The organism is Acutalibacter intestini, assembly GCF_034334985.1.
Lineage (GTDB): Bacteria > Bacillota > Clostridia > Oscillospirales > Acutalibacteraceae > Acutalibacter > Acutalibacter intestini.
The window spans coordinates 1-13,483 of record NZ_JAWXXL010000014.1 but is presented as its reverse complement, the minus strand read 5'-3'; the positions used below and the strand labels follow the sequence as shown (position 1 = coordinate 13,483).

The following is a 13,483-nucleotide window of genomic DNA, read 5'->3' as shown; positions in this document are numbered from 1 at the left end:
TCAGCTCTCCTTATACAATAAAATAGAATTGGTCTTAAAGAACGGGCCAGAGGCTCTGCCCTGGGGGACGGCCACACAGTAGAAGGTGTGAAACTGCCCCAGCTTGGCTGGGTCGATCACGGCCTCAAGCTCTATGACTCCCCCCTTGCTCAAGGTAACGGAGCGGGCGGTGCTCTCGTCAAGTTTCACCGGCTGATGATCCAGGAAGAAAGCGATGCTGTAACTTGTTCCGGCTGTGCCGCACATGGTAAACCGCAGGGGAGCGGGAGCGGAGACCCGCAGGTTGTCATAGGGGATGTCGCCGTCACAGGAGAACGTATAATAGATTCCACTGTCCAGCGTGTCCATGCTCACACCACCCCAGCCATATTTGGGAAGCTCGTTTTCCACATACTGCGCTGTGACCTTTTCCTCCCGCGCTTCGCTTTGTGAAAAGATTTCCCGGACAGGCGGAAGGTCTGAAGGGGCGGCGGGCGCGTCCGCGTTGAACTGCAATTCAACACGGGAATCCAGCGTCTTATGATACCAGCCATAGCTGGAGGTAGATTCCATATCCGGCTGAAAATCCGGGTTGGTGATGCTCACCACAGTCAGGGCCAGCGTATCGCCGGTGCTGCCGGTCACAGGCTCAAAGAGGAAGGAAAATCTCTGATCCTCCTCTGCGGGGAAGCTGTGGCAATACTCATACTCCGCTGTGGTATCGTTCACCTTGTAGGGCTGGGGCTGGCCGTCCAGAAACAGGAGAAATCCAACGCTATCCATTTTGCCGGTGAGAGAAAACTGGTACTCCAGCCGAAACTCGCCGCCGTCATAGACGAATGGCAGACGCTCCCCGCTCTCGGAAAAATCCGCCGAAGCAGCTTCGTGGGTGAGCACTGCCAGCAATCCGGCATCCTCCTCTGCCGCCTCAAACGGGTTTGCGGCAACAGCCTGTGACGGCAGGGGCGAACTGTCTGGAACGGAGTAGTTCCCGCAGGCGGCGAGGGATAAAAGAGCGCCGCAGATCAGGGGAACAGTAATCAATCGTTTTCGCATACATGGCCTCCTTTGCTTTGATGGACTAAGCATAGCGGGCAAAGGTCAAAATTCGGTCAAGAAAAGCGAAATGCCGCCCAACTTTTTTAGGCGGCATCCGGGGGATGGTTTTCAAGTGAAATCCCCCGTAAAATTAGAATCTACAATCGTCAAAATGACAGAATAGGCAGTGAGCCGAATAGCCCACTGCCTGATAAACGATAATTTCTAAATATTTTCAGTGCTTTTTTGAAGAAACAGCGGCGCAAACTACAAGCAAAATTAAGTCAATCCAGTATCCAATACAAATGTACCCAACAATCGGATGTATCAATTTTATTTCATTCGTCAAAACAACAGCAAGCAGAAGGCCTATCAAAAGAAGGACAATACCGGTACCTGCCGAAAAGCGAACAATCTTGTCCATCTGTGCAAAAGAGCCGATACACAGTATGATAGCGGGAATCCATACAGCCAGATGAAATACAACACCAAGATAATTAAATGCTCCTGCACCCTCTTGAAAAAGTATTTTAAAAGTTTCAGTAAAAAACCATGAATCCCGATTGATTATCAGCCCATTAGGAAAAATATTATACATTGGTATAGCAAAACTGCATAACAATAGAACAACTGAAACTATTTTCAAAATTTTATTTTTTCGTTCCATCTACGTTTCCTCCATAAAATAAATAATCTCAGTACACCTTATTAAGGATTAAGGCAAAGGTATCATATTTTGATTTTCCAATATGTCAAACTGGAATTTGTATTATAGCCGCATCTGCATTACAGTAACGGAGATTGTTCGATCTTGATAGAGGCTTTTGCACAAGCCCCATGGGGCGGTTGGTTTGAAAGCTCTATGGTTCCTCCATGCTTCTGGCACAGTACCCGGCTCACCGCAAGCCCCAGCCCCAGCCCCAATGTTACTTCGTTGCGCTGGGAGTAAATTTTGATGGTCTTGAGAAGAAAAGCAAATATATCCCGCATATCAATTTAGCTGCTGCATCAGCAATGCAAATAAGGGAAAGCGATATAGCGGGGAATACATAGCCTATTGCTGCGATAATGATACATACAATCCCCAGCACAACCATGCTCCAACCATGTATAAAGAACCACAAGAAGAAATGTATTGAGGTCGCCATCAGTACACCCAACCATATTTGCCTCCAATGCCACCCGGGGATAAATGGGCCAGCAATGCAAAACATCAACAGGAACAAAGCAGCAATTGAAAAATAGATCATCTTTATCTGCTTTTGGGAAATAGCCCCCTGGGAGAGCCTTTCCCTGACTTTTTTGTTCGCGTTAACGCTAAAAAAACAAGCATAATAGCCTATTAGAAACACAAACGGGTTCACAAGGAATTTCCCGCCAAAAATAACAGCTATGATAAGTACAATTCCAATAAGGATCAGCCATAAACCACATTGCTTTTTATGATTGAACTCCAATGTCTCTTTCATTTTGCCCCCCTACAATAAGCAGAATTTGCTGTTGCTTTAATTATATGGCAACACCGCGCAATACGGTACTTAGAATTGTGCGGTATTGCCTTATATCTGTTTTCCCCAAAAGTCAATTCCTTACCTGCGCCGCCGTAATAGGGATTATTGGACCGCAATGGAGGCTTTCACACAGGCCCCATGGGGCGGTTGGTTTGCCAGCTCTATGGTTCCCCCATGCTTCTGGCACAGCACCCGGCTTACCGCCAGCCCCAGGCCCAAGTGCTGGCCGGAGGTATCTTCGGAGTAGAACAGGGCAGTTTTCTTTTTCAGCAGCTTGTCCGAAAAACCCGGCCCGTCGTCGGTCACGGTGGCCGACAGGATTCCATGCTCCAGACAAAAAGCCAGCCCAATTTCCCGCTCCGCAAAACGGAGGGCATTGGAGATCAGATTTTCCAGAACACGGTACAGCAGCTCTCCGTCAAGGACGGCCCTGCCCTTCGGCACATGGAGGTCACAGGAAAAACGCACCTGGGTATTCTGAAACAGGATGGATAAGGAATCCGCCATATGCTGTAAAAAATCAGGAAGCTCCACCTCTCTGCGGTGAACTTCTGTTTCTTCAATCGCGCCCAGGTCGCGCATAGTATCAGTATAGCGGCCCATGCGCTCCGCGGTAATACCGAGATTGGAAAGCGCCTTTTCCAGTTTTTCCTCCGTTAAGGTTCCGCCCTGGCTGTTCTCCTGCAAATATTCCACATAGCCGGTCATAATGGCGATGGGGTTACGCAGGTCGTGGGCCACAGATGCCTGCAACGCCCGGCGTTCCTCCAGCATACTCCACATCTGACGGTTATTCTCATATAAGGTCTGCCGCATTTTCTCAAAGGCGGTACAGAGCTGGCCCAATTCATCCTGCCCGCCAAAGGTGATCTGAAAGTTCAAATCCCGGTCTTGAATATGGGCGGTGGCGTCCGTCAGGATAGTGATCGGCGGCTCCAGTACCTTGTGATAAAACCACCACGCGCACAAAGTAATTCCAATCACAGCAAACAGGAACGGCAACAGCACCATACAAATCTGTGAAGTACGGTAGGCGGTTCTCGCTTTTGAGGAAAGCATGGAGTAGCTGGATTCAATACGCTCTATCATGTAGCTCGTCTGCCCCTGGCTCTCGTTGTGTTCCTGGCTGTCCGTTACCAGCTGACCGAATGGCTCTGGCGAGCCATCAAGGACATATCTCATCTTTGCCTCTGTGACCGTTCCATCCGGGGCGGTTGTCTGCTGCGTCAGCCAGACCTCATTGGAATCGGGAAGAATATGTTTTTGGAAACGATAACAGCCGAAAATCGCAAGGCTACTGCACAGGAACACGATCAGCATTGCCACCGCCACAGCTTTCATAAAAGAGCGTTTCAAGGACTGCCTTTTTATTTTTTCCATCGGTAGCCCATCCCCCAAACTGTTTCGATGTACTCACTTCCGCTGGCCTGCATGAGCTTTGCTCGAATTTTGCGGATATGCTCTTTAATCACGTTGCTGTCGCCCTCCGCGTCATAGCCCCATACCGCCTCATAGATGCGCTCCTTGTCAAAGACCTGGTTGGGGTTAGAGGACAAAAATTCGATGATGTCAAATTCCCTCTTGGAAAAGGAAAGCTCCTGCTCATTCCAAAATACCTTTCTGCCAGAGAGATTGACAATCAGTCCCTGGGAGGTCACGACCTCCGGCGGGCGGTTATTTCGCTGGTCCCGGCGCAGATGGGCCTCTATGCGGGCAAGCAATTCCTGCAAGCCGAAAGGCTTGGTGATATAGTCGTCCCCTCCAGCCCGCAGGCCGTTGACCTTATCCTGCTCTGTGATCCGCGCCGTCAGGAACAGGATGGGGCAGACGATATGATTCCGAATGACCTTGCACAGCTCCAGCCCATCCATCCCCGGCATATTGATGTCCAGCAGAATGAGATTTGGCTTTGTATTCAGCTTTGCCAAAGCTTCATCGCTGCTGTTGGCTACGGAAACCGTGTACCCGTGATCCTGCAAATGGGCGGAAAGCAATTCGGTCAGGATAGGTTCATCATCCACAATCAAAATTCTGTATGCCATGGGAACACCTCCAGTCTTTTTCATTATATGGGGAGAAAGTCAAAATTCCGTCAAGGCAATCTTTGAGAATTAGTAGATTTCTATTATTATAGTCTGTCTCCTCAGGTTGCACAAGGATAGCATCGGCATATTTTATGGCTTCGGTAGAAATATTGGAGTGTTTCGAGCGAGAGTGGATATTTTTGACGAAAAATACGCCTAAAACGTCCCGTTGGAATAGGAGACGGGGAAACAAAGGAAAACGTGGACGGAGAACCGGGCAAGCAGGGCATCGTGGGGCCCACGATGCGAAATTGGACCTTCTGCCCACGGCGGAGGTCCAATCTGCTTGTTGGTGGCAGCGCCCCCAAGCCCCTTTGAACAGCCCTTGGCGGGGCTGGCTGCGCGCTTTTTGTCGGGCCTGCGGCCCTCTGGAACGGTGGAAAAATCAGTGTTCCTCCTCCCGGCGGTCCGCTTCCTTTTCCTGCCCTTGGGCCTCATAGCCCATGAGCTTCTGCACGTTGGCCCGGACGGTCAGCAGCTCCTTCATATCTTCCCGCGCCTTGCGGTAATCGGTATAGGCCGCTTTTTTCTCCGTCAGCAGCGCGGCATATTCGGCCTGCAAGCTCCTGACCGTGGGCAGCTTTTTCAGCCCGGTATTTTTTGAGCAGAGGAAGAATCGTCTGGCAAATCTCCTCGGTTGTCAGAATCTTATCGGGCATCATATTTCACCTCCATTTATGGGAAATTTCGGTAAGTGTAGTAAACCATAAGCTGACCCAATAATCATCTGTGCGCTGAACCGCCGGCCCTTGCAGTGTATCTTGTATGATCCTCCACTCCTTTTCATAGCTCCATTCGGGCGATTTTGAAGTAACACTTTGAATGAAAAGTTCATATGCATCTTGTTCGCTAGTTTCTGGATTCAGTGAATTAAAGTGAGCTTTTGTATTCGAATAAATAACGGATACAGGAGTAAAATTTAGTTGTTGATTCGTTTCTAACAAATTATACTCTACACATATTCCACGATGATTGTCCGCATAATGGGCCCACATCAATAGGGAATTCTCCGATTCGCACAAACAGGAGACACCAATTCTCTCTTTCAGTGATGCAAAATTAGACCGAATTTTGCGAAGTCCTTGATGCAAATTTCCCTTGAGCTCACGCCGCATCTGACTCCCTTTGCGTACCTGCCTGTTACTGGGAATCATATGCAATATGCTTTCAAATGCGGAGTCCTCATCGACATAAATATCACAACCAAACACATCAATCATTTAAAATTGCATGGTGCTGAGTACCACATACTGTTGCCTTTAATAGTCTCAATATGGATGGAAGTTGGCGTGTAGTATTTATAAAGATAAACTGGAGCACAGCACTGATAGTAATATCCGACTTCATCTGTGGCTTGTACTTTTTCAAACGAATTTCCTGTTATAGCGGTGATAATTTCTGCATGTCATGCGGCCTTCCGCTTTTCGTCATTATCTGCTTGTGGCAAATTTAAATCATCCATTTTGGACCTCCTTCCATTTTTCTTACAGCAGGGATAACACTTTGTGGTTTGCCTGCAACATTTTTGCTCAGTGGTAGACCAATGGGGAAAATCGGTTCCTATTATTCTACGCCGTGCAATTTTATACAACGCAGTACGATAGTACTGCCCCGCCTATAATTCCTTCACTAACTTTACAAACTGTTTCATATTAACCGCCCCAGGCAGCAGTCCCTCCTCATCTCGGAAAACCATGTAGTACCGGTACATACTCCCAGCCGCATGCTGCCAAGCCTTCCCCAACTCAAGCTTATCCCGGCTGTCATCATTTTTCAGATGCCCACCCTTTGTCTCTACAAGAATCACTTTCCCACTCTCAGTCATAACCATAATATCCGGATAATGGTGAATAAAGCCATTGATGCAGAACCCCTGCCGGGAGATGTTCCTGTGCCACCAGCGGACATTTGGCAGCGCGGTCAGTTCCATAACCAAATCCTGCTCCAACTCGTTCATATCCTCTTCAGCCTGGTACAGGGAGCCGCCGAGAAAGCTGGTGCTGTTGGCAGGATGGATAACCGAGGGCAGCTGGTAGGATGGACTGCAAATAACTTTCTCCGTTTCGATCCATTGGTGGAATGTGTCCTTATAATGCTGAGTTAAAAGGGTATCAATCTTATTCCGAATTTTCGCCGCATACCCTAATGGGGACTTTTCCATGGCGGCCAACTGTGGCTTATCCATATTGTTAACGATCCGCTCCAAATACTCCCGCAGTTCCCCGGCGTCCACCATATCCAGCTTGTTCAGCTGACGGAACATGATGTCCTTGCACAGTTTGACCCGGCTCTCCTCGGGTTTCGAGTTGAAATATTCCTTAAAATAGCGTTGGTCGGCGTCCGACATCTTGAAAACCTTGGGAATGCTGCCCTCTTTTGTGCGCACATCTACCTGCACCAATTCGTCATCTGCCGAGCCGAAGTCGATATCATAGGCTTTCCCTTTCAGCGTGAAGCCGCTGGCAAGCTGCTCCTTTTCCAGCAGTTCCAGCGTTCCCTCATGGAACAGCGATTGGGGAACCACCTGGAAAAACTGGGGAATCCGCAGCTTTTTGATATCCTCCGCAAATTCTGGCTTGACCGGGAAAGTGTTCACTTTTTCCTGCACCTCCCACGCGAAATGATGGGTAAACGAATCTCCGGCGTTCTCTTCTATAGCCCGATTATACGTCTCGCCGACTTTTTCCGCTTCTTCCAGCATGGCGTGTGTCGGGGCCGGGGAATCCGGCACGTAATTCGTCCGATGAGCCAGCTCTGCCGCTATCTGATTGCCGTCAAAGGCTAAAAAATCATCCTCGGCAGGAGGGCAGCTCTCCGGCAATGGGGGCTGGGGAAGTTCCTCCTGAACGGGCGGCGGTGCGGCAGGCTTGGGTGGCTCTGCCATGCGGTAATCCCTATCTGTAAAACCGGCATGGTTCAGCCCCCGGACAATTTGTTTCACCGTCTGGTCAAAGTCACTGGAGGACGTGAGCACATAGGACATATTTAAGGACGGCTGGCTGTGCTGGCAGGTATGTGGCAGGCGCAACACGCGCCCCAAAATCTGCTCCACGTCCACCGGGCTGGTCTTGTTGGCGATGGAGGCGAGAATGTAGGCAAAGGGGCAGTCCCAGCCCTCTTTCAGCGCATTGATGGTAATGATATAGCGAATGGGGCAGCTCTCCCACAGCAAATCAACATTTTTCAGCTCGTTGATGTCCGCAGTACGGATAGCAATCTCCTCTTGGGGAATCCCCGCGTCCACCAGCTTGTCCCGTAGTTTCTCAAAGGTGGTACTATTCTCTTTCCCCTTGGGCTGGGCCTGGAACAGCACGATAGGGCGGATATATTTGCCAGAATTGCTCCGCTCCGCCTCCGCCAGCCGTTCCAGGTTTCGCCGCAGGTCGATGGCGTCCGTGATAACCTCCTGCTGGCTGTCTCGGTTGTAGACAATCACCGGCAGCTTGACCATGTTGGCAGCCTTCAACTGCGCCGCGTCCACATAGGACAGAATATTGCTGTTCTTTTTGGGCGTGACGGTCAGTTCCAGCACGAAGCAGGGGTTGAAGTCCTTGAGCATATCCAGGCTTAGCTCTGAGCGGGCGTGGTGGCTCTCGTCCACGATCACCAGAGGCGAAAGCTGGTTGATCACCTGGAAAAGAGCAGTGTCGTCCGCCTTTTCGATGGGCTGCTGGGGCTTGCCCAGAGCCTTTGCCATGGGCGCCAGGCTGCTGTTCTCCCGGTAGGCTTTCAAGGCCTCGTTGCTGCGGCCCCGGAAAGAATCATAGGACAGCACCATAATGGAAAGCTGTTCGGTAACGGCGGTGATGTTGAAATTCTGGCCGCTCAAAAGCTCCTGCTTGGAGTAGACCGTCACCCGCCCGCCAAAGGCCACGTCAATGGCCTGCCGGTAGGGGTGGCCGGCGTCCTGTAGGTTCTTAAGGGTCTGGCTGAGGATGGCGTCCGAGGGGACCAGCCAGACCACGGCCTTCATCTTCGTCATGGGCAGCGCGTCAAAAACCGGGCGGATGGCGTTGCAGGCCAGGAAGGTCTTCCCGCCGCCGGTGGGCACCTTAAAACAGAGGTTGGGCACGCCGGGCAGAATATCCTGGTAATGCCCCAGGGCGGGCGCGCTTTTCTCCTGCCAAAACTGAGAAAACGCCGCCGCATAGTCCTGGGTCTGGTTCAGCAGCTCCATATAGCGGGACAGGTCGTCGATCGCCTGCCGCTGGTAGGACTTCATCTCCACAGCAAACCCTCCTTACAGCCGGGAAATATCCCGGGGTATCTTCTTGAACACAATGCCCAGCTCTGCCAGCTTTTCCGAGCTGATGGCGCAGCGGTCGGCATAGATGACGGTGGTTTCTCCACGTTGATGAATGCCGGACAGGAACTGGTGATCCAGCACCGTGATACGCTGGGGCTCATAATAGAAATAGTAGGCGGCGTTCTTGTTCATACCCAGGTAATACGGCTCCTCGTTAGCAGCAGGCTTGTAGGGCAGCTTGGTCTCGGTGAACCAGACATACTCCCGTATCTTTTCCGCGCCTACCGATTCATTCAGATTTTCACCAATCAGCAGCGGCTCGCCCAGATCATAAAAGCTGAAACTGCCGCCGGTGCCCTCTACCGCGTTTTTGCCCTGGCCGTAGCCCTTGATGACCCGCCGAACCCGCTCGGCGGTGATGGTTTCGGCGTAGTCCATCATCTCCACCAAAATGAATTTGCGGTGTCCACCGTCGGCCTTGTTCATGTTCAGAACGGCGTGGGCGGTGGTGCCGGAACCAGCGAAGCTGTCGAGGATGATGGAGTCTTTTTTTGTGGCAATTTGGATGATGCGCTGAATTAAACGCACGGGTTTTGGGTAATCAAAAGTTGCAGTCTTCTCGAAAATAGTAGTAATCTCTTTTGTAGCCTCTTGAGTATGTCCCACCTCGCTATTAGGCCACCACGTCCACAAATTGCGGCCTTCTCTTTCCGAAAGATATGTTTTCTTTCTGGGAACACCCTTTCCATCAGAACCAAACCAAATGCGGCCTGCCGCAATTTCTTCATCCATACGCGGCTTTGTGAATCTCCAACACAAATTATCTGGAAGTTCTATTACACGACCACTGGGAGTTATCATGGTATAGAATTGCTCTTTGGTTCCATGCCCCGCCTGTGCGGTGCAGTCGGTAGACACCCACGGGCCTCTAGGGTCGTTATCAGGATTCTTATATTTTGACTTATCTGATTCGCTAAAGTTCAAAAGATTAATCGAACTATCAGCACAATCCACATTCTTAAAGTATGCACAGACATACTCATGTCCTGCACTCACTTTTCTTCTGGCATCAGGAGATGTGCGTTTCTGCCATACTATTTGCGCTAAAAAATTTCTAACTCCAAAAATCTCATCACAAATCATTCGCAAAAGTGTTTGAGCGTTATCATCAACACTAATAAAAATAACCCCATCCTCCGCCAGCAGCTTTTGCAGCAGCTTGAGCCGGGGATACATCATACACAGCCACTTGTCGTGCCGGGTCAGGTCCTCGCCCTCTTTGCCCACTACCTCGCCCAGCCACTTCCGGATCCTGGGGTCGTTCACGTTGTCGTTGTACACCCATCCCTCGTTGCCCGTATTGTAGGGCGGGTCGATGTAAATGCACTTCACCCGGCCCTCATAGCGAGGCAGCAGGGCCTTGAGCGCCTCCAGGTTGTCGCCCCGGATAATCATGTTCCCGCTGCCGTTGTCGGCGGCAGTCTGGCCGTTTTCGTCAAAGCTGTATTGGCGCTCCAGCACTCGGAAAGGAACCTCCTGGTGGTGGTTGATTACTTTTTCTTTTCCGATCCATTCAAGGGTGGGCATGGTGTTTCCCCTTTCCTCACACGTTCTTGTTTTCCAACTAGGTCAATGCTTTGCCATTCTTGATTATTTTCGCCCTTACTAAAAAATACCAGAAACTGTTGCCATTTTTTTAGCTTATCCTTAACTTTAATCCCAGTTGATTCTATCACAAAATACAACTTGTCAAGTCTGCGTTCTTCATAAAAACTCGTATTGCTTTTCTCGTTATACTTGCCAGAACTTGCATTATTAAATGATTCCACCAAATTAATTCGTCCACTTCTTTCCAGAGGAATGACCGCAATAAATGGTAATACTCTGGCACGAACGTCTTCCCGGTAATTCTTTTGAGCAGAATGGATAGACCAATACACCAATAACCGCTCCGCAATCGCCCAAAAGAGTTCCGTAGTAGGAAAGCATATCCGCCCCATCCCATACAGTGACGAATCCGGGACCCATTTTGTATAGCTTGTTGATGATCAAGGGGATGCCAATCACTAACACCAATACGATAGCCATTACTGCTAACACAATAAGCCATTTCTTCTTTTTCAAAGACGTTTTGTCCTCCCATCAGAATGCTCTGCAAATGTAGACTTTGCAGTAGATTCGCTAAATTATACCACATTCCAGCAAGGATATCAATTATTTCCCTATATTTTGTGCTTGGCACTTGCAATTGACTTCTTTGCCCGCATATACGCTCCATGCCTACCAGCATAGAGCGCTTGTCTCAATGACTGGACTGCTCTGAGGTACGCTTTCTCTGCCGCGCTATGCCCATTAAAATTCAGCAACGCCGCCAGCTCCTGAAAGGTCATACCTACTCCATCCGGGACATTCACCCCAAGATGATACTGAATCAAATTCCGTTCCCTCGGAGATAATTCCTCCATTGCCTCCCTAATGCATTCAACCAACCATTCCTGTTCATATACTTTGGCCGGGGCAGCATCAAAGCAAGGTATGCTCCCACCTTTTGCGGAGCAGCCAATAGAAAGTAGGGCTTTAATGGCCCAAAATCAGCCCGAACTACGCCTGATCCGAATGTCCGAAATCGAACTCCAAGAAGTGCGATGGCTGTGGTATTCCTACATCCCGCAGGGTAAGCTGACCATCATCCAAGGCAAGACCACCCTTGCGCTCTGGCTCACCGCCATGTGCAGCCGTGGACAGGCGCTCCTCGGAATGGAGCGAGGTGAACCCATCAACATCCTTTACCAGACCGCCGAAGATGGCCTAGGCGACACCATCAAGCCACGTCTCATGACCGCTGGTGCTGATCTCAACCGCATCATCTGCATCGACGAAGCCGGGCGTATCCTCTCCCTGCTGGACGAGCGCATCGAGAAAGCGGTCAAGGCCACTGACGCCAAGCTGATGATCCTTGACCCCCTCCAAGGCTATCTTGGCCGCGACATTGACATGAACCGCGCCAATGAGGTCCGCGATATCCTCAAGCGGCTCACCATCATGGCCGGCCAAACAGGCTGCGCTGTTGTCCTGATTGGCCACCTCAACAAAGCTGTTGGAGCAAACAGCGCCTACCGCGGCCTGGGCTCCATAGATTTCCGTGCGGCCCTGCTGGCGGGCAGAATGAAAAAAGAGCCATGCGTTCGTGTTATCGTCCACGACAAATCCTCTCTTGCTCTGGAGGGAAAGTCGGTGGCGTTCAGCATTGAGGACGGCAGTCCGCGCTGGGTGGAAAGCTACGAAAAGATTACCGCCGAAGATTTGTTGAACGGCGGACCGACAGGTTCCAAGGTCAGCATGGCCGAAAGACTGATAAGGGACAAGCTGAGCAGAGGGGTTTCGGCTCCTGCCAGCGAGATGTTTCAGATGGCAAAGCTGGCTGGTATCTCCAAGCGGACACGGAAAATTGCCAAAGAAAACCTCGGAGTTGATTCAGTAAAGAAGGGGGAGAGATGGGATTGGAGACTGTCATGTTGAAGGGTGCAAGGGTGCAAAAACTTTTGACGGCACTCTTCTATCTTGTGTTAGCGGTGTGTAGCGAGCTCTATGTAGTGTGTGAGTCTGCAAAATTCTTTCGAGATTCTCTGCACCCTTGCACCCTTAGGTTCAGACGCAGTCAAAGTCAAGCGGCGACCGCCCGCTGTTTCGCCTGTGTCGGCCCCGTGTGGCGCTTTTAGGGGCCAGGTGGAGTGGGAAGCGCAGCCCCAAGCCCTGTGTTGGGCCGCACAAGGCCGCTTTTGCGCAGACAGGCGCAGGCAACCGTCAGGTATCTTTTTCTCTACCTAAGCCAGCAAGTTAAAGGCAACCGCCCAGCTTACGGTGTCCTACAAAAGATCTCCCCTTTGGGGAGGGCAAGCAGAGCGCCCGTCCGACATTGTCGGGCGGCCCATTCAGCGGGCAGTAGCCCGCACCCACTTTGATGAAAGACCGCTGATTGGAGGGATCACATGAGCAAGAAAAAGGACAAGGCCTTCACGGTTCGGTTCACGGAAGAACAATTTCATCACATCGCAGAACAGGCTGAGCGAGCCATGATGTCACCCAACAACTACCTCCGTGCAGTGGCCGGCAGGGTCAATGTTATTCTGGAAGGGAAAGCAGTGGGCGCGGGAGTTCAGGGCGACCCGCGCCACTTATCACAAGGACAGTCCTGTGTGGTTCTACCTCTACACGCAATCATTCTCGCCGGAGGAGCCTATTAACGGGGAACAGGCTCATGAATTGGCGAAAGAGTTTGCGGAAAAGGCTGGGCCCGACAGCTAGATTCTGGTGGCAATCCACGTGGATAGGGAGCATATCCACTCACACTTTGTGGTCAATGCGGTGTGCTATGAGAGCGGCTATATGCTCCGTCAAGGGCCGACTACGCTCACAAAGTTACGAAAGCTCTCCGATGAAATCTGCCTAGCTCATGGGTTATCTGGCAGAATTTCTGAACGTACAATTTCAGTTCCATCATCCAGTGTAAGAACCTGTTTAGTATCTAGCCAACCATCCGGTCCAGTGATAAAATAGAGGGGATGAGGGGGGAAGACAGGTGAGGAAAAGCTATCCAAGTGACATCAGTCGGAAACAATTTGAAG

At 50.6% G+C, this 13,483-nt stretch carries 14 protein-coding genes and 1 pseudogene; 3 read left to right on the top strand and 12 right to left on the bottom strand.

The window, feature by feature from the left end:
- The 12 genes from U8U68_RS11295 to U8U68_RS11250 all read right to left on the bottom strand — a co-directional run bounded on the left by U8U68_RS11295 (nt 1) and on the right by U8U68_RS11250 (nt 10,982).
- Nucleotides 1-1,035 (bottom strand): hypothetical protein, encoded by a 1,035-nt coding sequence (locus tag U8U68_RS11295; protein ID WP_322200903.1) that lies wholly within the window; start codon nt 1,033-1,035, stop codon nt 1-3.
- A 217-nt stretch (nt 1,036-1,252) separates the two neighbouring features.
- Entirely contained in the window at nt 1,253-1,684 is a 432-nt protein-coding gene (locus U8U68_RS11290) for a hypothetical protein (RefSeq protein ID WP_322200902.1), read from the bottom strand.
- A gap of 119 nt (nt 1,685-1,803) precedes the next feature.
- Complete coding sequence (locus tag U8U68_RS22385; protein WP_367575813.1) at nt 1,804-2,007, bottom strand: ATP-binding protein; 204 nt, start codon at nt 2,005-2,007, stop codon at nt 1,804-1,806.
- Entirely contained in the window at nt 1,944-2,486 is a 543-nt protein-coding gene (locus tag U8U68_RS11285) for a DUF6609 family protein (protein WP_322200901.1), read from the bottom strand. Before U8U68_RS11285 ends, U8U68_RS22385 begins: the two co-directional genes overlap by 64 nt.
- 144 nt (nt 2,487-2,630) lie before the next feature.
- Nucleotides 2,631-3,908: a HAMP domain-containing sensor histidine kinase gene (locus tag U8U68_RS11280; RefSeq protein WP_322200900.1), complete on the bottom strand. Its 1,278-nt coding sequence runs from the start codon at nt 3,906-3,908 to the stop codon at nt 2,631-2,633.
- Entirely contained in the window at nt 3,896-4,570 is a 675-nt protein-coding gene (locus U8U68_RS11275; protein WP_322200899.1) for a response regulator transcription factor, read from the bottom strand. Before U8U68_RS11275 ends, U8U68_RS11280 begins: the two co-directional genes overlap by 13 nt.
- A 427-nt stretch (nt 4,571-4,997) precedes the next feature.
- Entirely contained in the window at nt 4,998-5,174 is a 177-nt protein-coding gene (locus U8U68_RS11270; protein ID WP_322200898.1) for a hypothetical protein, read from the bottom strand.
- A 103-nt stretch (nt 5,175-5,277) separates the two neighbouring features.
- Entirely contained in the window at nt 5,278-5,607 is a 330-nt protein-coding gene (locus U8U68_RS22380) for a DUF2971 domain-containing protein (protein ID WP_367575814.1), read from the bottom strand.
- 620 nt (nt 5,608-6,227) lie between these two features.
- Nucleotides 6,228-8,840: a DEAD/DEAH box helicase gene (locus tag U8U68_RS11265; protein ID WP_437124426.1), complete on the bottom strand. Its 2,613-nt coding sequence runs from the start codon at nt 8,838-8,840 to the stop codon at nt 6,228-6,230.
- Between the two features lie 12 nt (nt 8,841-8,852).
- Nucleotides 8,853-10,445 (bottom strand): site-specific DNA-methyltransferase, encoded by a 1,593-nt coding sequence (locus U8U68_RS11260; protein WP_322200897.1) that lies wholly within the window; start codon nt 10,443-10,445, stop codon nt 8,853-8,855.
- Nucleotides 10,409-10,690 (bottom strand): hypothetical protein, encoded by a 282-nt coding sequence (locus U8U68_RS11255; protein ID WP_322200896.1) that lies wholly within the window; start codon nt 10,688-10,690, stop codon nt 10,409-10,411. The genes U8U68_RS11260 and U8U68_RS11255 overlap by 37 nt, the downstream gene beginning before the upstream one ends.
- A 1-nt stretch (nt 10,691) precedes the next feature.
- A complete protein-coding gene (locus tag U8U68_RS11250; protein WP_322200895.1) occupies nt 10,692-10,982 on the bottom strand; it encodes a hypothetical protein in 291 nt (96 codons plus the stop codon).
- Between the two features lie 456 nt (nt 10,983-11,438).
- Between U8U68_RS11250 and U8U68_RS11245 the strand changes: the two genes are divergently transcribed.
- The 3 genes and pseudogenes from U8U68_RS11245 to U8U68_RS22375 all read left to right on the top strand — a co-directional run.
- Nucleotides 11,439-12,377, top strand: a complete 939-nt coding sequence (locus tag U8U68_RS11245) for an AAA family ATPase (protein ID WP_322200894.1) — start codon at nt 11,439-11,441, stop codon at nt 12,375-12,377.
- Nucleotides 12,378-12,847: 470 nt separating this feature from the next.
- Nucleotides 12,848-13,102 (top strand): plasmid mobilization protein, encoded by a 255-nt coding sequence (locus tag U8U68_RS22640; protein ID WP_322200893.1) that lies wholly within the window; start codon nt 12,848-12,850, stop codon nt 13,100-13,102.
- A pseudogene (locus tag U8U68_RS22375) lies at nt 13,050-13,415 on the top strand (relaxase/mobilization nuclease domain-containing protein); the annotation flags it as partial. The gene U8U68_RS22640 and the pseudogene U8U68_RS22375, both read left to right, overlap by 53 nt.
- Nucleotides 13,416-13,483: the final 68 nt, after the last annotated feature.